Source organism: Bradyrhizobium sp. JR4.3, assembly GCF_040547695.1.
Classification (GTDB): domain Bacteria; phylum Pseudomonadota; class Alphaproteobacteria; order Rhizobiales; family Xanthobacteraceae; genus Bradyrhizobium; species Bradyrhizobium canariense.
On the sequence record NZ_JBEPQF010000002.1, the window covers coordinates 345,903 to 365,100 of the forward strand.

General features: G+C 63.8%; 23 protein-coding genes. 7 read left to right on the plus strand and 16 right to left on the minus strand.

Annotation, left to right across the window (positions count from 1 at the left end):
• Positions 1–48: 48 nt before the first annotated feature.
• Positions 49–267 (minus strand): hypothetical protein, encoded by a 219-nt coding sequence (locus ABIB91_RS04920; RefSeq protein WP_354159542.1) that lies wholly within the window; start codon positions 265–267, stop codon positions 49–51.
• Between the two features lie 133 nt (positions 268–400).
• Positions 401–1,846, minus strand: a complete 1,446-nt coding sequence (locus ABIB91_RS04925; protein WP_354159540.1) for a TAXI family TRAP transporter solute-binding subunit — start codon at positions 1,844–1,846, stop codon at positions 401–403.
• A 401-nt stretch (positions 1,847–2,247) separates the two neighbouring features.
• Here ABIB91_RS04925 and ABIB91_RS04930 point away from each other — a divergent pair, with 401 nt between their 5' ends.
• Positions 2,248–2,595 carry a DUF3307 domain-containing protein gene (locus tag ABIB91_RS04930; RefSeq protein WP_018458457.1) on the plus strand — a complete coding sequence of 116 codons (348 nt, stop codon included), beginning with the start codon at positions 2,248–2,250 and terminating at the stop codon, positions 2,593–2,595.
• A gap of 275 nt (positions 2,596–2,870) precedes the next feature.
• Positions 2,871–3,269, plus strand: coding sequence for a hypothetical protein (locus ABIB91_RS04935; RefSeq protein WP_219682946.1), 399 nt, complete (start codon positions 2,871–2,873; stop codon positions 3,267–3,269).
• Here ABIB91_RS04935 and ABIB91_RS04940 read toward each other — a convergent pair.
• Entirely contained in the window at positions 3,266–3,589 is a 324-nt protein-coding gene (locus ABIB91_RS04940) for a YkgJ family cysteine cluster protein (RefSeq protein WP_007599647.1), read from the minus strand. The genes ABIB91_RS04935 and ABIB91_RS04940 overlap by 4 nt on opposite strands.
• 13 nt (positions 3,590–3,602) lie before the next feature.
• Positions 3,603–4,301 carry a helix-turn-helix transcriptional regulator gene (locus tag ABIB91_RS04945; protein WP_007599649.1) on the minus strand — a complete coding sequence of 233 codons (699 nt, stop codon included), beginning with the start codon at positions 4,299–4,301 and terminating at the stop codon, positions 3,603–3,605.
• Between the two features lie 113 nt (positions 4,302–4,414).
• Between ABIB91_RS04945 and ABIB91_RS04950 the strand changes: the two genes are divergently transcribed.
• On the plus strand, positions 4,415–4,720 hold the full coding sequence (locus ABIB91_RS04950) for a hypothetical protein (RefSeq protein WP_354159537.1): 306 nt from the start codon (positions 4,415–4,417) through the stop codon (positions 4,718–4,720).
• A 37-nt stretch (positions 4,721–4,757) separates the two neighbouring features.
• A complete protein-coding gene (locus ABIB91_RS04955; RefSeq protein ID WP_354159535.1) occupies positions 4,758–5,486 on the plus strand; it encodes a glutathione S-transferase family protein in 729 nt (242 codons plus the stop codon).
• A 312-nt stretch (positions 5,487–5,798) separates the two neighbouring features.
• Here the strand turns inward: ABIB91_RS04955 and ABIB91_RS04960 are convergent, their stop codons facing one another.
• The 11 genes from ABIB91_RS04960 to ABIB91_RS05010 all read right to left on the minus strand — a co-directional run bounded on the left by ABIB91_RS04960 (position 5,799) and on the right by ABIB91_RS05010 (position 15,320).
• Positions 5,799–6,950 (minus strand): ABC transporter substrate-binding protein, encoded by a 1,152-nt coding sequence (locus ABIB91_RS04960; RefSeq protein WP_354159533.1) that lies wholly within the window; start codon positions 6,948–6,950, stop codon positions 5,799–5,801.
• A gap of 78 nt (positions 6,951–7,028) precedes the next feature.
• Positions 7,029–7,460: an acyl-CoA thioesterase gene (locus tag ABIB91_RS04965; protein WP_007599654.1), complete on the minus strand. Its 432-nt coding sequence runs from the start codon at positions 7,458–7,460 to the stop codon at positions 7,029–7,031.
• 10 nt (positions 7,461–7,470) lie between these two features.
• On the minus strand, positions 7,471–8,232 hold the full coding sequence (locus ABIB91_RS04970) for an SDR family NAD(P)-dependent oxidoreductase (protein ID WP_219682940.1): 762 nt from the start codon (positions 8,230–8,232) through the stop codon (positions 7,471–7,473).
• A 26-nt stretch (positions 8,233–8,258) separates the two neighbouring features.
• A complete protein-coding gene (locus ABIB91_RS04975) occupies positions 8,259–10,142 on the minus strand; it encodes a feruloyl-CoA synthase (protein ID WP_354159530.1) in 1,884 nt (627 codons plus the stop codon).
• Positions 10,139–10,948, minus strand: coding sequence for a crotonase/enoyl-CoA hydratase family protein (locus ABIB91_RS04980; protein ID WP_007605285.1), 810 nt, complete (start codon positions 10,946–10,948; stop codon positions 10,139–10,141). Before ABIB91_RS04980 ends, ABIB91_RS04975 begins: the two co-directional genes overlap by 4 nt.
• A gap of 181 nt (positions 10,949–11,129) precedes the next feature.
• Positions 11,130–11,429 (minus strand): addiction module antidote protein, encoded by a 300-nt coding sequence (locus ABIB91_RS04985; protein ID WP_007599661.1) that lies wholly within the window; start codon positions 11,427–11,429, stop codon positions 11,130–11,132.
• A 3-nt stretch (positions 11,430–11,432) separates the two neighbouring features.
• Positions 11,433–11,729: a type II toxin-antitoxin system RelE/ParE family toxin gene (locus ABIB91_RS04990; RefSeq protein ID WP_354159528.1), complete on the minus strand. Its 297-nt coding sequence runs from the start codon at positions 11,727–11,729 to the stop codon at positions 11,433–11,435.
• A 69-nt stretch (positions 11,730–11,798) separates the two neighbouring features.
• On the minus strand, positions 11,799–12,260 hold the full coding sequence (locus ABIB91_RS04995) for a DUF3237 domain-containing protein (RefSeq protein WP_354159526.1): 462 nt from the start codon (positions 12,258–12,260) through the stop codon (positions 11,799–11,801).
• 12 nt (positions 12,261–12,272) lie between these two features.
• Positions 12,273–13,592 carry a TRAP transporter large permease gene (locus ABIB91_RS05000; protein WP_354159524.1) on the minus strand — a complete coding sequence of 440 codons (1,320 nt, stop codon included), beginning with the start codon at positions 13,590–13,592 and terminating at the stop codon, positions 12,273–12,275.
• Between the two features lie 2 nt (positions 13,593–13,594).
• Positions 13,595–14,104, minus strand: coding sequence for a TRAP transporter small permease (locus ABIB91_RS05005; protein ID WP_007605289.1), 510 nt, complete (start codon positions 14,102–14,104; stop codon positions 13,595–13,597).
• A gap of 199 nt (positions 14,105–14,303) precedes the next feature.
• Positions 14,304–15,320 (minus strand): TRAP transporter substrate-binding protein, encoded by a 1,017-nt coding sequence (locus tag ABIB91_RS05010; RefSeq protein WP_354159983.1) that lies wholly within the window; start codon positions 15,318–15,320, stop codon positions 14,304–14,306.
• Positions 15,321–15,535: 215 nt separating this feature from the next.
• Between ABIB91_RS05010 and pobA the strand changes: the two genes are divergently transcribed.
• Positions 15,536–16,705, plus strand: coding sequence for a 4-hydroxybenzoate 3-monooxygenase (gene pobA / locus ABIB91_RS05015; RefSeq protein ID WP_354159522.1), 1,170 nt, complete (start codon positions 15,536–15,538; stop codon positions 16,703–16,705).
• Positions 16,706–16,923: 218 nt separating this feature from the next.
• Complete coding sequence (locus ABIB91_RS05020) at positions 16,924–17,343, plus strand: PaaI family thioesterase (RefSeq protein ID WP_007599679.1); 420 nt, start codon at positions 16,924–16,926, stop codon at positions 17,341–17,343.
• Between the two features lie 85 nt (positions 17,344–17,428).
• On the opposite strand, the gene ABIB91_RS05025 is transcribed toward ABIB91_RS05020, so the two are convergent.
• The gene (locus ABIB91_RS05025) at positions 17,429–18,313 is read right to left on the minus strand and encodes a LysR family transcriptional regulator (RefSeq protein ID WP_354159520.1); all 885 of its coding nucleotides are present in this window, start codon (positions 18,311–18,313) and stop codon (positions 17,429–17,431) included.
• 120 nt (positions 18,314–18,433) lie between these two features.
• Between ABIB91_RS05025 and ABIB91_RS05030 the strand changes: the two genes are divergently transcribed.
• The gene (locus ABIB91_RS05030) at positions 18,434–19,057 is read left to right on the plus strand and encodes a pyridoxamine 5'-phosphate oxidase family protein (RefSeq protein WP_354159518.1); all 624 of its coding nucleotides are present in this window, start codon (positions 18,434–18,436) and stop codon (positions 19,055–19,057) included.
• The last annotated feature ends 141 nt before the right edge of the window (positions 19,058–19,198 follow it).

Genomic DNA, 19,198 nt, shown 5'->3' on the forward strand with positions numbered 1-19,198 from the left:
CCCGGGCCGAGGTCGTCAACGACGGGCGCGTCCGCCGGCCACGCGCCGCTACTTGAAATGCGGCGGTTTGTCGTAGCCGCGACGGCTGCTGAAGAACAGCAGCACCATCAAGCCGATGCCGACAACAACGGAAAACCCGGCCCCCAGCGCCAGCGCCACATAGCCTTCCGTCGGGATCGGCTCGCCCTCGACCGTCATCGCGGAATAAGCGAAGTAGCCAACCGCCGCCAGCATTCCCAGCAGGCAGATGATGAGGAGTGCACGCATGGCGCGGTCTCCGGTTGTATTCGGGAGCAAACGGTTGTGGACGGGGACGGTTCCCTGACACGGCCCCCCGGTCGCTGAGCCCGCCGCAGGCGGGCGTCTCGAAGGATGGCCGCCGCAGTCGAGCTTCGATAGGTCAGGCACTCTGAGCTGTCTTCACCACCACGACGTTGCTCTCGTCGTGGTGGGGAGCGGCCACATCCTGAGCTGCCTTCTCGCCCTCGCCGGCATGGCGCTTGAGGTAGTCGCGGCGCATGCCGATCTCGTCGCGGACGAATTCGTAGCCGAGCTTGAACGTGTCGAGCCCGTCGGTACTGATCGTGCCGTCTCTGAGGCCGATGACGGCGCCGCGTAAAATGCCTTCCAGCTCGTCCTGGAGACATTCGAGCTGGTCCAGCGAATGAGCGTGTTCGATCCGCTCACCGATGTCGAGAATGGCGGTGGAGAGCTCGCTCGCCTTCTCCGGCGCGATCCGGGTGATCTTGGCGTAGATCGCGGCGAAGATCGAGCCGATGACGCTGAGCGCGGCAGCGCCCAGATACATCAGGTCGCTGTACTTATCCATGAACGACTTGGTGTCGTCGTTGATGTAGTCGGCCGCCCCTTGATGCGCCATCACTAAGGCGTCCTTCTCGACGGAGGCGGGCTCGATTCTGCTGGCAAAGCCGCTGTCGAGCCCGAGCGCGGACTTGTTCTCGTAGACGGTGCGCGCGAGCTCCCCGGCCGCCGTCGGCGACATCCTGGATTGGGCGACCAGCAACCATTCGAGACCGATCGTGTCGAGATCGTCGTCGGGAATTTCCGGCGATGCAGACAGCGTCCCCGCCGTCAGCGTCTCGCTGGAAATGCCGGGGATCCTGCGCGCCAGCGCTTTCGCCTCGTCGATCGCGTTCAGTGTGAAGCCGCCACGCCTGGCGACCTGCTCATACGCCTTGTCCCGCACCGCCCGCGAGGCGTGAACGAGGGCGACGACCGCGCCAAAGCCGCTCGCCGGCGCGAACAGCTTGTCGAGCGTTGCGCCCTGCGGCGCCATCTGGATCTTCGCCGCGTCCGGACCGTCGGGAATGTCGAGGATGCCGCGGACGAAGGCGAGCGAGGATTCGCTGTCGGCGAGGACGGCGACCTTCTTCTTCTTCAGCTCGGCGAGCGACTTGATCTTCTTGTTGCCGGGCCCGAGCAGCAGCACGAGATCGTGCTCGAGGATCGCGAGCGTGCGTGCCCGCAGCGGCACCTTGGCGTCGGTGCGCAGCACCGCGAGGTCGGCCTGCTTGCGGTCGAACTGGACGATCGCCTTGGCGTTGTCGGCGTTGTTGACGATCTTGATCCGGAAGCGCGAGGCATTGTTCTTCAGGACGGCGGCGAGCTTGGCCGCGAACAGCGCCTCGTCACTGTTGGCGGCGCCGACGGCAAAGGTCAGCGTCTCCGAATTATGCACCAGCATGCGGCCGCCCCAGACGGTGGCAAGCGACAACAGCAGGGTCAGCACGACGTAGAGGAAGACCTGCTGCTGGTTGGTCTTGATCACCTTGGCTCGCCGGGGCGGTGGCTCGATCGGCGATGAGGTCGGGCCCTCAGTACTCATGGCAGCACTCTGGCCTTATGCTTCCGGTGGCGGGCGGCTCGCGGATGTGATCGCTGCGGTCGCCCTGCAATTCGTAAACGTCTGAAAAAAGAACGATATTCTCTACCGGCGATGATAGCGCGCAGCCCGCGGAATGCAAATTCCGAGCCGAAGGTAACCTTACTCAAGTCGGCCGCGGCGATTGGCCATCCTATCACCAGTTAGCCACAGTTGGCGATTTTCCGGTTCCCCCCGGCTGCATTCCGCCGCGGGAGGTGTCATAAATCGCAAGTCCCGGCGATTTGACCGGTCCAGGAAGAGATTGCGCTGAACGCTCCAATTCTTCTTGTCACGTCAACGAGGGCGCCTTGTCGTTTCCACCCCTGTCATCGGCGGTTCCGGTCGAAGCCCTCATTGGTTGGATGTTGCTGCTGACGTTCAAGCACATCATCGCCGATTTCGTCCTCCAGACCGCCTGGATGGCGCACGGCAAGGACCAGAAGCACGGCTGGGCCCTGCCGCTCCTGGTACACTGCCTGGTTCACCTCGCGGTTGCGCTGCCGCTGATCCTGATCGTGGCGCCGAAATTCTGGTTCGTGGCGTTGATCGACTTCGTGATCCACATCACGATCGACCGCGCCAAGGGCCTCGTCTCGGCCAATTTCGGCGTCGACCTTGCGCATCCCTGGTTCTGGACCCTGATCGGTGTCGACCAGGCCCTGCACCATTTGACCGGCTTCGGCCTCTCCATCTTCATGGCGGCGAACTGAAGGACGGCGGCCCTCTGAAGTGGCTGTCGGGCCTGCATGGTTCGAGACGGCGCTTCGCGCCTCCTCACCATGAGGGGTGAGAATCTTTCAGCAGAAACAGACCTCATCCTGAGGGCCCGCCGAAGGCGGGCGTCTCGAAGGATGGCCACAGAGAAACCCTTTCCAGCCCATTGATTCGCTGCCCACGCGCAAGCACCCCGGGCGACTACCGGGCAGCGTGGTTAACCTTTCATTAGAGAATTGCATTGCATCTTCCCAGACGAGGGAGAACTGCAATGTTTTCAAGCCGCGATACCTTTGAAGGCGATTCGTGCCCGGTCCGCGACGAGCTCCTTGGCGAGATGTACCGCGCCAGCGAGAGTGGCCTGCCGAGGCTGGTTGAAAGTGTTTCCCCTGACGCACGCGCCAGGCTGGCGCTGTTCTGCTATCGCCGCAGCCATCTGCACTCGCTGGCGGTCGCGATCGCAAGCAGCTGCAACGAGCGCGACCTGATCGAGAACGGCGGCCGTGTCGGTTCGACGCTCTACGCTCTTGCGCGCGAAGGCGCGGCGAAATCCTCGCCATCGCTGTCCGGTGGCCGCAAGCCGATCACGCTGTCGACCAAGCCGCTCTCGGTGCTCGCGCCGCTGGACGACGAGATCGACGACGAGATCAGCGAAGCCGTCCCGGCCTAAACGCTCGCGATAATTGGCAGCCCGAATTTCCGCCGCGCCATCGCGCATTCGGCATCGCCCGGCATGCAGGTGCGGCACACCTCCGGCCGCACTGCGTAGATGCCGCACGCGGTCGCTTTTCCAATTTCTCCCTGCAACGCCGAACAGCGATCGCCTTCGCAGCGCATGCCGGATTGACGCGCGTTGACGAGCGCTTCGGGAATCGCGGCGAGCTCCTCGTCGCTCTCGATCGAGAAGCGAGGCCAGTTCGCCGAATAGCCGCAGCAGGCGCCGCAACTCTGGCAACAGCTCGACAGGTCGACGGGGGCGTTCTCGTCCATCGTCACGTGTCCTTCACGTATCCTTGGGCGGGCCCCAGACCAGGCTTTGCCGCCATTTCGCGCGCAGCACGTCGCGCCGCTCAGGATATCTCTCGTCGGGATAGCTCGCATCCACCACGCGGTCGGTGCGGAAGCTGCGGAAGTCGCCGCGCAGCTCGCACCAGGCCGCGAGCAGGCGCACGGCTTCGAGATAGCCGATCGAAATCGGCCAGATCATGCGCTCGCTGGCGCGGCCCTGCTCGTCGCGATAGCGCAGCATGATCTTCTTGCCTTCGTGGATCTGGGTGCGCGTCCGTGCCATGTCCAGGCGGTCCGGCTCCCTGTTCCAGCTCGGCCGGGCCCGGCTTGCCGGCTCCAGCACGAAGGGACGCAGGCGTTCGGGGACAGTGTCGGCGATCTTGGCCATCAAGTCCTCAGCCGCGCGCGCCAGCGCGGGATCGGCATGGCCGGCGACCCATTGCGCGCCCAGCACCGCCGCCTCGATCTCGTCGGGTGTCAGCATCAAAGGCGGCAGGTCAAAACCCTTTTCCAGGATGTAGCCCATGCCGGCTTCACCGCGGATCGGCACGCGCTGGCCGATCAGCGTGGCGATGTCGCGATAGATCGTGCGCTTCGAGGTCTCGAGCTCGGCCGCGATGGCGTCAGCCGTCAGCGGCTTACGCGTGCGCCTCAGCACCTGGATGATTTGAAACAGCCGGTCGGCGCGTCTCATGACGGGTCTCTTGTCGGTGGTTTTTTCAGAAGGCGGCGCGCGGCTGCTGACAGGATGTTGGCAGCAGGGGAGTTCTATACCGGGTCAACCCGTCGACTGAAGAGGATTTGTCCATGATCATTCCAACTCATTTTGGCCCGGCCGCTGCGCTGTGGCGGACCCAGCCTTTACAGGTCCAGCCTTTGCGAGTCCCGCGTTTGCAAGTCCGAGCTTGGTACGCGTGGGTGTTCGGCCGTCTCGTATCCCTTGATCTCATGGTCCTCGATCTCCGCCTTGCGCTCGCGACCGTGGTGGCTCGCTTCCTGGTCCAGTCCGCGGACGCGCTGGTCCGTCATGTCATGGCCCGCGCCTGGCGGGGGGCTCGTTTCGCAGAAGATATCACGGCTGCTGCCACCATGGTGGCAGCAGCCCGCGGTTAAGTTCCCTCAACTCTTTCGGTCGTTCAGGAGAGCCTTCATGATCACGCTTTACGGCTTTGGCACCGGCTTCGGCCTGCCGGAAATCAGCCCTTTCGTCACCAAGACGGAGGTGCAGCTCAAGATGGCGGGATTGCCCTACCGGAAGGAGCGGGCGATGCCGCCAGCCTCTCCCAAGGGGCAGCTGCCTTTCATCGACGATGGTGGCGAGGCGGTGGCCGATTCCACCTTCATCCGCGCCCATATCGAGCGCCGCTACGGCTTCGATTTCGACGCCGGTCTGTCGCTTGCCGAGCGCGCACAGGCTTGGGCATTCGAGCGCATGATCGAGCATCACGTTTATTTTGCACTGGTCGGGGCCCGCTGGGTCGACCCGGTCAACTTCGCCAAGGGGCCCGCGCATTTCTTCGACGGCGCGCCGGAGCACAATCGAGAGAAGTTGCGCGAGGACGCGCAATTCCGTGTCGCCGAGAACTATTTGCTCTCCGGACTCGGACGGCACGCGCCCGATGACGACGTCGATCTCGCCGTGCGCTCTCTGTTTGCGCTCTCGGTGCAGCTCGGCGACAAATCCTATCTGATGGGCAACAAGCCCTGCGGCGTCGATGCCACTGCCTTCGGTGCACTCGCCGGCATCCTGACGCCGTTCTTCGAATCCGCACTGCGCCGTCGCGCCGAAGGCTTCCCGAACCTCACCGCCTATGTCGACCGGATGATGGACACTTACTATTCGGAGTTCGCCTGGACCCCGCTGCGGCAGGCGGCTTGATGCCTGATGGAATGAGACCGATCTAGCGCCCGAGAAACGTGCGTTCCCTCCCCCCTTGTGGGGGAGGGTTAGGGAGCGGGGTGGCCCAGGAAAAGGTACTGGTTGTTGATGGTGCATGAGGGCAGGTGCGCGACGGAGAGAATCCTCGTGTGGCACCCCCCTCCCTGCCCCTCCCACACAAGGGGGGAGGGAACGGAGAGAGTGCTGCTGCTGGCCGAACTCTATTTGACTCCACGCTTGCCAATCACAATCCCAAAAGAAAAGAGCCGGCCCATCGGGCCGGCTCTCGTCGTCTCAATCCTGCGGCCGTGCCTACTTGACCAGCATGTACTTGCCGTTCTTCACCGTGAGCAGGATACGCGAGCGCTCGTCGAGGCCGTAGCGGTCCTTTTCGGTGAAATTGTAGACGCCCTGGCTCGCCGCAAGCTCCTTCTCCGACAGCAGCGCCTGGCGGACCGCCTCGCGGAATTCCGGCGTACCGGGCTTCGCCGTCTTGAGTGCCGCCGGGATGACGCGCTTGAGAATCTCGAACGCATCGTAAGAGTGACCGGCGAACTGGCTGCGGCTGTTCGGGCCGTACTTGGCTTCATAGGCCGAGTTGAGCGCGAGGCCCGGCTTCTTGGTGGCGGCCTCGTCAGGTTGATCTTCCGGGTCCATCACCGGGCCCGACGCCATCAGAACGCCTTCCGCCGCTTTGCCGGCGATGCGGATGAAGTCCATGCTGGCGGCACCATGGGTCTGGTAGATCAGGCCCTGATAGCCACGCTCGCGCAGCTCGGTCTGCGGCAGCGCGGCTGCGGTGCCGGAAGCGCCGACCAGAATGGCGTCGGGATTCGCAGCCACGAGCTTCAGCACCTGTCCGGTCACCGACGTATCCGGGCGAGCGAAGCGCTCCTCGTCGGCGATGGTTATGCCCATCGGCACGGCCTGCGCCTTCAAATCGTTGAACCAGAGGTCACCATAGGAGTCGGAATAGCCGATATAGCCGATGGTCTTCACGCCCTTGGCCTTCATGTGATCGTACAACACCTTGCCCACGATCGGGATCGGCTGCGGCATCGCCACCGACCACTTCATGCGCTCCGGCGTGATCGGGAACGGCGCCAGGCCGAAATGCGGAATGCCGGCTTCGTTGGCGACGTTCGACACCGCGATGGTCGGCGGCGTCAGCGCCGAGCCCATGATGATATCGGCCTTGGATTCGGTCACGAAGCGGCGGGCGTTGGTGGTCGCGGTGGTGGGATCGCCGCCGTCGTCGAGCACGATCACCTTCAGCGGCACGCCGCCGATCTCCTTCGGCACGAACTCCAGCGCATTGCGCTCGGGAATCCCCAGCGCTGCGCCCGGGCCGGTCGTGGTGGTGGTGATGCCGATGGTGACCTCGGCGGTCTGGGCCAGCGCGGGCACGGCCGGCAGCGCAAGCGCGGCCGCGGTGACGGCGGCGGTCAGGTAAAAGCGTTTCATCTATTCCTCCCTTTATGTGTTTCTTTGAAAGCAGAAATCGGGGGGTAATTCAGCCCCCTCTTTTGGTGATGTGGCGATTTAGCTCCGGGCCTCGCTCCCCGTGAATTTGGCTACCATTTCCGCGGGAAACGGTGCCGATTTCAGTTTGTCGGGGTTAACGGGGTCGCGGCCGACCAGCACGCGCGTCTCGAAACCTTCGATCGCCAGAGCTTCGCCCTTGAAGACGCTGTGCTTCACCTCGAAGCTCGAGCGCTTGATGCTCTCGACCTTCGTTTCGATGGTGATCCAGTCGCCATAAGTCGAGGGGATATAGAACTTGGCGCGCGTGTCGACCATGGGAATACCCACCAGACCGTATTTGCGGACCAGGTCCTGCTTGGAGAACCCGGCGACTTCGAACAGGGTCGATGTCGAATCGTCGAACATCGCGAAATAGCGCGGGTAGTAGACGATGTTGGCGGGGTCGCAGTCACCCCACTGGATCTGGACGTCGCGCCGGTTCACGAACATATGTCGCGCCCTATTTCGGTGCCATGCGCAGCGATCCGTCGAGGCGCACGACTTCGCCGTTCAGATACGAATTCTCGACCATGTGCAGCGCCAATGCCGCGAACTCGTCGGCGTGGCCGAGCCGGCGCGGGAACGGGATTGCGGCGGCGAGTGAGTCCTGGGCTTCCTGCGGCAGGTTGGCGAGCAGCGGCGTGAGGAACAGGCCGGGCGCGATCGTCAGCACGCGGACGCCGAACTGCGCCAGCTCGCGCGCGATCGGCAGCGTCATGCCGACGATGCCGCCCTTCGAGGCCGAATAGGCCGATTGCCCGATCTGGCCGTCATAAGCGGCAACCGACGCCGTGTTGATGATGACGCCGCGCTCGCCGGTTGCCTGCGGCTCGAGCTTGGACATCTCGTTCGCGGCAAGGCGAAGCATGTTGAAGGTGCCGATCAGGTTGACCTTGATCACCTTGTCGAAATCGGCGAGCGCCATCGGGCCGTCGCGGCCGACGACGCGCTTGGCAACGCCGATGCCGGCGCAATTCACCAGCACGCGCGCTGGTCCATGGGCCTTGGTCGCCTGGGCGATCGCAGCTTCCGCGGAGGCCGCATCGGAAACATCGCAGGTCACCGCGACGCCCTTGATCTCGGCGGCCACGGTTTCCGCGAGCTTGGCATTGAGGTCGCACACCGCCACCCGGGCGCCCTGCGCCGCCAGCTTACGCGCGGTCGCCGCGCCCAGTCCCGATGCGCCGCCGGTGACGATGACTGCCTGATCCTTCAACAACATGGCGTTCTCCCTGTAGCGATGTTTTCTTAGCCGACCGATATCACACGGTCCGATGGATTGGCAGCGTAGAGCTCCTCGATCAGCAGGCTGCAATGCTCGAGCACCGCGCGCTGGTTGATGGACCCCTTGTCGGTGACTTCGCCCTTGTCGATCGAGAGCGGCGTGTCCATGAGGATCGCGCGCGTGATCCGCGTCGAGGATCCCGTGGCCGCGCCGAGAAAGCGGGTCAGCCGTTCGCGAAATGCCTCGCGCACCAGCCGGTCGCGGGTCGCGACGACGAGATCGTCGGTCGGCAGCGTCGGGTTGATCAGCCGGCAGCCGTCGAGATCGAGTACGACGAGCGCGGAAACTTCGTCACGGTTGATGCCGGCGATGACGACGTCGCGCACCAGCGGTGCGCAGGCCGCAACGAAGCGCGCGCGCAATGGGCCGACGCTGACCCAGGTGCCGCTGCCGAGCTTGAAATCCTCACCGATGCGGCCGTCGAAATCGAAGCCGGCGTTGAGATCGTCGGGATCGACAGGCTTGAGCGCATCGCCGAGCTTGTAGAAGCCTTCTTCGTCGAACGAATTCGCGGTGATGTCGGGCTGGCGCCAGTAGCCGGGCATCACGTTCGGTCCCTTGCAACGAACTTCCATCTTGCCGTTGTTCGGCACCAGCTTGGCGTCGTTGCCGGATACGGGAAGCCCGACATGACCGGAGCGGCTGGTGCGCGGGTTGACCGACATGAAGAACGGCGCGGTCTCGGTTGCACCGAGGCCGGTCAGCATCGGCACGCGGTAGCCTTTTTCCTTGACCGCGAGCTCGTCGAGGCTGTTCCAGACGAACGGCGACAGCGCCGCGCCCGAGAAGAACATCGCGTGCAGCCGGTCGAAGAATTTCGCGCGCAGGCCCTGGTCGTCGCGCAGATAAGGCAACAGCGACTCGTATCCCTTGGGGACGTTGAAATAGACTGTCGGCGAAATCTCCTGGAGATTGCGCACGGTTTCGTCGATGCCTCCAGGCACCGGCTTGCCGGCATCGAGATACATCGAGCCGCCATTGTAGAGCGTCAGCCCGATATTGTGGTTGCCGCCAAAAGTGTGATTCCAGGGCAGCCAGTCGATGATGACGGGCGGCTCGTCCTTGAGGAAGGCGAGCGTCTCGCGCAGCATCACCTGGTTGGCGCAGATCATGCGCTGGGTGTTGATGACCGCCTTGGGGTTGCCGGTCGAGCCCGAGGTCAGCAGGAATTTCGCGATGGTGTCGGGACCGATCTTGCCGTGGACTTCGTCCAGATCGCCGCGGATCGGGGTTGCCATGAGGTCGGCGAGCGAGGTGACGTCGCGGCCCGGCACGTGGCCGTAGGACGCGGCGATTTCGGTGCCGAGCGAGACGTTGGCCGCGAGCGCGTCGGCGAACTTGTCGGCGTCCTCGGCGAAGACGAGGCCGGGCGTCAGGAGCTTCATCAGGTAGGAGAGCTTGCCGTAATCCTTCGAAACCAACGAATAGGCCGGCGACACCGGGCAGAACGGAATGCCGGCATAGAACGCGCCAAACGCCAGCAATGCATGGTCGATCGAATTGCCGGAGAGGATGACGACCGGCCGCTCCGCCGACAGCCCGCGCGCAATGAGTCCTGAGGCGATGTGCCGGCTCGCGGCGAGCAGCTCGGCGTAACTGATCTTGCGCCAGCCGCGACCGCCTTCGCGCTCGGCCATGAAGACGCGATCGGGCGTTGCGCTCGCCCAGTGATGCAGGCGGTCGGTGATGCGGGCCGGATAGTCGCCGAGCGGCTGTTTGGGCCGCAGGTAAATCGTGCCGTCGTCGCGCCGCTCGATATTCACGACGGGATCGCCGAATGAAATGGGCCGCAGCGGGGAAGTGCTCGCGCCGCGCTCCATGCTGGAAGAGGACGGCTGCGCGCTCATGATTTCGGCTTCACCTTTGCGGTCTTGTGCTCGAGGAATTCGCGGATCCTGCGCTTGGCTTCCTTGTCGCTCTGCGCCACCGTCGCCATCAGCGATTCCATCAACAGGCCGGTCTGCGGATTGGCCTCCGCGATCATCGGCAGCGCCTGGAGCACGGCGAAGTTGGTCAGCGGCGCGTTGGAGGCGACCTTGGTCGCAAGCTCCATCGCCTTGCCGAGGCCGTTGCCGGCTTCCGTGACATATTGCGCAAAGCCGTAGGAGGTGCCTTCGGTCGCGGAATAGACGCGGCCGGTCAGCATCATGTCCATCATCCTGGCGACGCCGATCAGGCGCGGCAGGCGCACCGAACCGCCGCCACCGACGAAGATGCCGCGCTGTCCCTCCGGCAGCGCGAAATAGGTCGACGGTTCGGCGACACGGATATGCGCCGCGCAGGCGAGCTCCAGCCCGCCGCCGATCACGGCGCCCCTGAGCGCCGCGATCACGGGCACGCGGCTGTACTGGATGCGGTCGAACACCCGGTGCCACATCTGGGAATGGAGAAGGCCGCCGGTGGCATCATGGTCGGTCAGTTCGGAGAGGTCGAGACCGCTGGAGAAATGGTCGCCGATGCCGTGGATGACGACCGCGCCGATATCCTCGGGCAGGGACGCAAAACACTCGCCGATTTCCAGGATGATGCCGTCGTTGAGCGCATTGCGCTTGGCCGGCCGATTGAGGCCGACGGTCAAAACCCGGTCCGCCCGCTCGATCTTCAAAAGCCCGGAGGCGCCCGCGTCAGCGGTCTCGGCGTTTCCCTGTGTCATTTGCGTCCTTGTCAGAATAGTTATGTTGTATAACGAATTCAGGGGGAGTCAATACGGCTGTCAGCGGGGAAGCCGATGCATCGTCCGGAAAAGGGACGACAGTCCGGGTACAGAGCCCGTACCCGAATGCCCGGCGCGCAAGATTGGGATGAATATCGCGGACGCCGATGCTATCCGGCCGCTACGCCGCCTTAGTTCCGCTTTGGGGTTGCGCCACAAGATTGATACCCATGGCGTGGAGAACCTTTATCACAGTGCCGAATTCGGGTTTGGCCTCGCCGCCAAGCGAGCGATACAAGTTCTCACGGGATAGACCGGCTTTTTCGGCAATGGCGCCCATGCCCTGAGAGCGGGCTACGGCGCCGATTGCCATCGTTATTGCGGACGGATCGTCGGATTCAAAGGCTTCGGTGAGATAGGCCGCAACCATCTCCGGACTGTCGAGGTACTCCGCAGTATCAAAGGATTTCACTTTTGCCATTGCTCAGACCTCCAATTCGCTCGCGATCTTCTTTGCCAACGCTATGTCCCCTGGCTGAGAGCCTTTATCGCCACCGCAAAGAAGAATGATGATCTCCTCGCCTCGGGCAACGTAGTAGATCCGGTATCCAGCGCCCTCGTGAACTCTCATTTCGCTGATGCCGCCTCCGACCGGAGCAACGTCTCCGGGATTGCCGAGCGCCAGCCGATCGATCCGGGCCAGGATTTTTGCCTTCGCTCTCCGGTCCCGCAGGTTTCTAAGCCAGTCAGAGAATTCGTCGGTTCTCTTGATCGTCGGCATCTGTAGCGTATACGCTACATAAGTGGCAATGTCAATGGACCAGCCGGCCCTTGGTGCGGCGCCACGCGTTCACATCACCTGATGCACGTCGATCACGACGCGGTCCGCATGCCGCGCTGCTGAGCCGACAAAAATGTGCTGCATCAGCCAGCGGTACTTCTCATGCCCGGTCTCGAACTTCGGCACGGTGCGGAAATAGATCAGTTTAGGATCCACCGGCTCGCCGCGCTTGAGCTTTTGTAACAGCTCGACCGGGCCGAAGCGCATGCCCTTGTTCTCGACATAGACGATGGCGCCGTCGTTGGTTTCGAAAGCGTACTTCGCTTCGAGATCAATCAGCTCGTTGGGGCGGATGGTCTGGAAATCGGCGCCGAACGGCAGCACCTTGCCGGCGATCGCGCCCGAGACCTCGCCGCCGATGATCGGGATGATGCGGCGAATGCCGATGCCGGTCTCGCCGGCGGTGACGACGTCGCCGATACGTGCAGTGACGGTGAAGACGTATCTGGTTTCCAGCGCCGGCGTGGTCATCGCTTCACCTTCTCAATGCGCCATCATCCGCGTCGGCAGCCATGTCGCCAGCAGCGGGAAGGCGATCAGGATCACGAGGCGCACGAGGTCTGTCGCCACGAACGGAATCACCCCCTTGAAGATGGTGGAGAAGGAAACGTCCTTCACCACGCTCTTGATGACGAAGACGTTCATGCCCACCGGCGGGTGAATCAGGCCGAGCTCGACCGTCATGACGATGATGACGCCGAACCAGATCGGGTCGAAGCCGAGATGCATGATCACGGGGAAAATGATCGGCACGGTGAGGATGATCATCGCCATGGCGTCCATCAGGCAGCCGAGCACGAGATACATCACCATGATCAGCGCCAGCACGCCGTAGGGGCCGAGGCCAAGGCCGGTGAGGAATTCCGTCACCTTCTGCGGGGTCTGCGTCACCGTGAGGAAATAGCCGAAGATCAAGGCGCCGATCAGCACGGTGAACACGGCGGCCGCCGTGCGCGTCGCCTGCAGCAGCGACGCCAGAATTTTCTCGCGGTCGAGGCGGCCCGTCGCCACGCCGATGATGAAGGCGCCGGCAGCGCCGACGCCGCCGGCTTCCGTCGGCGTGAAGCGCGGCAAATAGGGCAAACCGTAAAGGCCGCCGATCACGAACACGAACAGCAGCACCGGCGCCCAGATGTCCTTCAGGCCGGCGAAGCGATCGCGCCACGGCAGCACCTTGCCCTTGGGCAGAAAGTCCGGCCGGAAATAGCCGATCAGGAAGATCGTGATCATGTACATGGTCATCGCCAGAATGCCCGGGATGATGCCGGCGATGAACAGCTTGCCGATGTCCTGCTCGGTGATGATGCCGTAGACGGCGAGCACGGTGGAGGGCGGCAGCATCGCGCCCAGTGTGCCGCCGGCCGCGATCACGCCGGTGGCAAACGACTGCGGGTAGCCGAAGCGGCGCATCTCGGGGTACGCGACCGCGGAGAAGGTCGCGGCGGTCGCGACCGAGGAGCCGCAGATCGCGGCAAAGCCGCCGCAGGCACCGACGGTGGCGATGCCGAGCCCGCCGCGCAAATGGCCGACAAAGCCGTTGGCGGCGCGGAATAGCTCGCGGCTCATGCCGGAATTGCTGACGAAGGAGCCCATCAGCAGAAACATCGGAATGACGCCGAAGGTGTAGTCGGTCACCGTGCGCATGGAGGTCTGGCCGACCAGCTTCAGCGCCGGCGTGGCGCCGACGAGATAGGAGAAGCCGGAGACGCCGACGAGGCCCATGGCCATGCCGACCGGCACGCGCAGCAGCATCAGGGCGAACAGGGAAACGAAGCCGATAACGGCGACGGCATCGGTGCTCATGATTACTCCGTCGCCTTCAGCTTGGGGTCGTGCATCTCTTCGGGATGGAAGATCAACCGGTAGGTGCGGATCGCGATCAGCAGCACGGCGGAGACGTCGCCGATCCAGGCGATCGCGAAGAACGGCCAGGTCGGCATGTGCATGTCGAAGGTCTGGACGTTGTCGTTGTAGGTGCCGCGGACCTTGTCGAACAGCGTCCAGGTCTGCACCGTCACGACGAACAGCAGCACCAGTGTCGCGAACACGTCGATCCAGCGCTGGTAGCGCGGCCCGACATTGCCCCAGACCAGATCGACCGTGATGTGGGTGCCGCGATAGGAGGTCGCGGCGATGCCCCAGAAGATGAGGATGCCGAGCAGCATGCGGCCGATGTCGAAACTGTCGGGGATCGAATAGTTCAGCGTGTTGCGCAGCAGCACCGACAGGAAGATGTCGAGTGCGACAATGCCGACGAAGGCGGCTGCGATCCACTCGATCGAATCGATAACGCGATCCATCCAGCTGCGCTTCATGGGAGCTTCCTGCTCGAGATGAGTGCGAGTTGCATCAACAGCGATGCTGCACTCCCTCTCCCACTTGCGGGGGAGGGCTGGGGTGGGGGTGTCGCCGCAATGAACGGACCCCGAGTGGAGAGAGCCCCCACCCGGCGCTTCGCGCCGACCTCCCCTGCAAGCGGGAGAGGTGCAGCGAGTCTGCGGCTCCGATTCAGCGTCACTCCGCCAGCGCGTTGTACTTCTTCAGCGAGGCCTTCAGCTCGCTAAGCGCCGCATCCGGATCCGCGCCGGCCTTCTTTGCGCCGTCGGCCCAGGTCTTCACCAGCGGCTCGGCAGCCTTCTTCCAGGCGGCGGTCTGCTCGGGCGTCAGCTTGTAGACCTCGTGGCTGGTTTCCGCCTTGACCTTGTCGATGCCGGCATCCTCGAACTTGCCCCAGTGCTCGCCGACCACACCGGCCATCTCGACCGTGCAATTCTTGTCGATCGCGGCCTTCTGCTTGTCGGACATCGCATTGTACTTGTCCTTGTTCATCACGAACACGAAGGTCGTGGTGTAGAGCGGCGCCTCCATGTCGTACTTGGTCACCTTGTCGATGCCGAACAGCACCAGCGAACCCCAGGGGAAGGTGACTCCGTCGGCGACGCCGCGCTCGATGATATCGCGCACTTCTGGCGCGGAGGACTGCACATTGGTGCCGCCGAGCGAGGTGACGAAATTCGCCATGGTAGCGTGGGCGGGGCGGATCTTCAGGCCCTTCACGTCCTCCGGCATCACGATCTTCTTGGTGCGGGAGTGGAAGGAAGAGGGCGAATGGACGAAGGCGAGGCAGTACTTGACGTCCTTCATCTCCTTCTCGGCGTATTTGCGATACCACGCATCCAGCCCCATCGAGCCGCCCTTGGCATCCGAGATCAGGAACGGCAATTCGCCGGCGCCGATGATCGGGAAACGGCCGGGCTGGTAGCCGGGATTGACATAGGTGACGTCGGCGATGCCGTCGCGCGCCATGTCGTAATGGTCGAACGCCTTGCCCATCTGCTGGGCCGGGAACACCTTGCCCTTGATGGTGCCGCCGGAATCCTTCTCGACCGCGGCGGCCCAGTCCTCGAGCGATTTCTGCAGTGGATGCGAGGCCGGCACCCAGTGCGAGATCTTCAAATCGAAGGTCTTGTCCTGCGCGAGCGCAGGGCTCACGCTTGCTGCCAGCAGCAACGCCAGACAGGCTTTCCTCATCACGCGTCTCTCCCTCTTTTGACGGCGGGCTTCGATGGCCCGGTCTCGTTAATTAACATGTTATCTAATTGGCCGGCGCGTTCAAGCCGGAACTGGCGCGGCGTGCCGTCGCGCACTCCCTTTTTACCCAACCGTTATATGATATAATTATCGCGCGCGGACGGCTGCGACAAGCAAGCCGCGCGGAAAGCCTACAGGATCGGGAGGAGCAAGTATTGCGGACAAAAGTCGCAATCATCGGGGCAGGCCCGGCTGGATTGTTGCTTGGGCAACTGCTGCACCGTTACGGCATCGACAATGTCATTCTGGAGCGGCAGAGCCCGGACTATGTGCTCGGCCGCATCCGTGCCGGACTGCTGGAGGAGGGAACCGTCGCGCTGCTCGACCAGATCGGCGCCGGCGCACGGGCGCATGCCGAAGGGCTGGTGCATGAAGGGATCGAGCTCGCCTTCTCGGGGCGCCGGCACCGCATCGACATGAAGGCTGCGACCGGCAAGACGGTCATGATCTACGGCCAGACCGAGGTCACGCTCGACCTGATGGATGCGCGCAACGCCGCCGGTCTCACCTCGGTCTACGAGGCCAAGGACGTACAACCGCACGATTTCGACGGCGGTCACCCGCGCGTAACCTACATGAAAGATGGCGTCACCCACACGATCGATTGCGACTTCGTCGCCGGCTGCGACGGGTTTCACGGCGTCAGCCGCGCCAGCGTTCCGGCTTCGGCCATCGAGGAGTTCGAGCGCATCTATCCGTTCGGCTGGCTCGGCATCCTCTCCGAGACGCCGCCGGTCAGCCACGAGCTGATCTATTCCAACCACGCCCGCGGCTTTGCGCTGTGCACCATGCGTTCGACCAGGCGCAGCCGCTACTATGTGCAGTGCGCGCTCGACGACCATGTCGACCAGTGGCCGGACGATCGATTCTGGGACGAGCTCAAGCGCCGCCTCGACCAGGACGCCGCCGACAGCCTGATCACGGGCCCCTCGATCGAGAAGAGCATCGCGCCGCTGCGCAGCTTCGTCGCCGAGCCGATGCGTTTCGGCAAGTTGTTCCTGTGCGGTGATGCCGCCCATATCGTGCCGCCGACCGGCGCCAAGGGGCTGAATCTGGCCGCGAGCGATGCGCATTATCTGTCGAGCGCATTTCGCGAGTTCTACGACGAAAAATCCAGCGCCGGCATTGACGCCTATTCGGCGAAGGCACTGGCGCGGGTCTGGAAAGCCGTGCGGTTCTCCTGGTGGATGACCTCGATGCTGCACAAATTTCCGGACACCGGTACGATTGGGGCGCGCATCCAGCTCGCCGAGCTCGACTACGTCACGCAGTCCCAAGCCGCGATGACATCACTGTCGGAGAACTATGTGGGGCTGCCGTTTTAGGACGGTGCTGTAGGGTGGGCAAAGCGAAGCGTGCCCACCAGCGTTGTCTTCGCGCGAGATGGTGGGCACGGCGCTGCGCACCTTTGCCCACCCTACGAGTGCTCGCGTCGGCGCCACTCCTTTCAAACACCCGCGCAAATTCCGTTTAAAACTTTGTAGGTGGTGCAACCGTCACGTCCCTCGCGTTCAATGGCGCCAGCCACCAACGCGAGACAGACATGACCAGCACCGACATTCCCGCCGGCTTCGAGCCGCATTTCCGCAAAGCCCCGCTCACCGATCCGTGGGAGCCGCTCTACTCCAGGAAGACCGACAACGGCGTCACCGTGGGATTGCGGCTGGCGACACCGCACACCAATGCGCGCGGGCTGATCCATGGCGGCCTGATCGCGGCGCTGGCCGATGCCGCCATGGGCTACAGCTGCGCGCAGGCGACCGGCTGGACCACCTCGTTGGTCACGATCTCGCTGTCGGTCGACTATGTCGGCGCCGGCGAGATTGGCCAATGGCTCGCGGTCGAGGGTGAGGCGATCAAGACCGGCAGCACGATCTGTTTCGCGCAGTGCCTCGCGAAGGCCGACGGCGCCGTGATCGCGCGCGCCAGCGGCACCTTTCGCGTCGTGCCGAAAAAGGGGTAGTCGTCATTCCGGGGCTCGCGAAGCGAGAGCCCGGAATCTCGAGATTCCGGGCTCGGTCCTGCGGACCGCCCCGGAATGACAGTTGTTACCCGAATTTCCACTCCGCGATCTGCACCACGAGATCGACGAAGGCGCGCACCTTGGCGGAGAGCAGGCGCGAGGTCGGGTAGACGATGTGGATCGGCAGCGCCGGCTGCTCGTATTTCGCCAACACGATTCTGAGCCGCCCGCGCCGCAAGCCCTCGGCGGCCTGATAGGCCAGCACCCGGGTCACGCCGCCGCCGGCCTCGGCATATTGCAGGGCGGCGTCGGCGCTGTTGCTGGCGAAGCGTGGATTCGGCGCCACCTCGATGTCGCGGCCGTCCTGCACGAAGCGCCAGTTCGCGGATAGACCGAACGCGATGGTCTGGTGCGTAAGCAGTGCCTCCGGCGTCTTCGGTTCGCCATGGCGCTTCAGATAGCCTGGCGTCGCCACCACGATCCGACGCATCTCGCCGACCTGGCGCGCCACGAGCGAGGAGTCGGCGAGATGGCCGATCCGCACCGCGACGTCGACGGCATCTTCCACGAGATTGACGAGGTTGTCCGACAGCCGCAATTCGCAGGCGACCTCGGGATAGCGTTTGAGGTAGGCGGTCATGACAGACCCGACATGGAGCCGGCCGAAGCCGACCGGCGCCGACACCACCAGCCGCCCGCTCGGCCGGTTGCGCTCCTCCCGTGCCGAGCCGTCGGCCTCCTCGACATCGGCCAGGATGCGACGCGCACGCTCCAGATAGCGCGTGCCGACGTCGGTCAGGGTCACTTGACGGGTGGTCCGCTGCAACAGGCGCGCGCCGAGATGCTCCTCCAGCGCCGCGATCAGCCGCGTCACCGCGGAGGGGGACAACCGCAGTTTTCGTGCCGCCGGCGCGAAGCCGTGCAGGTCAGCGACGGTGACGAAAACATGCATGGCCTCGAGGCGATCCATGGTATTGTTGCATATACCGCAATGATGAAGTGTCAAGCGGGCCGATTGTTTTAGCCGGCGAAAAGTCCATTTTAGGTGGCGAAGACGCAGGGATGCGCCGGGATTTCAGGAGATGGTCCGATGACGGCAACTCACACCTATGCCAGCGACGTCGCATTCACGCCGGCGGTGAAGTCGATCCAGACCCGAAAGGGATCCCGCGAAGGCTATGCGCATGCCGAGCAGCGCGGCTGGCGCACCGAGGTCGATGAAAACCTCGCGGCGTTCCTGGCCGACGCCAACAGCTTTTATCTTGCCACGGCCTCGGCCGACGGACAGCCCTACATCCAGCATCGCGGCGGCCCGAAGGGCTTCTTGAAAGTGCTGGACAAGCAGACGCTGGCTTTCACGGACTATGCCGGCAATCGGCAATACATCACGCAGGGAAATCTGTCCGAAAATCCCAAGGCCTACATCTTCGTGATGGACTACGCCCATCGCCGCCGGGTGAAGATCTGGGGCGAGGCGCGGGTGGTCGAAGACGACGAGGCGCTGACGGCATCGCTGATGCCGAAAGGCTACCGCGCCCGGCCGGAGCAGGTGATCCTGTTCAAGATCGAAGCGTGGGACACGAACTGCCCGCAGCACATCCCGCAGAAGTTCGACGCGACGGATGTGGCAGCGGCGCTGGCGGCAAGAGATGCGAAAATCATGGAGCTGGAGGCGGAGGTCGCGGCGCTGAAGGGGGAGAAGGCCGCGAGTTGAGCTTACCTGCCAATGAAAGCTAGAGCGATTTGCGGCGTGCACCCTCTCCCCTTGCGGGAGAGGGTGGCTCGTCGCGGAGCGACGAGACGGGTGAGGGGTCTCTCTCCACGAATGAAGCACTTTCCGTTTAGATAGATACCC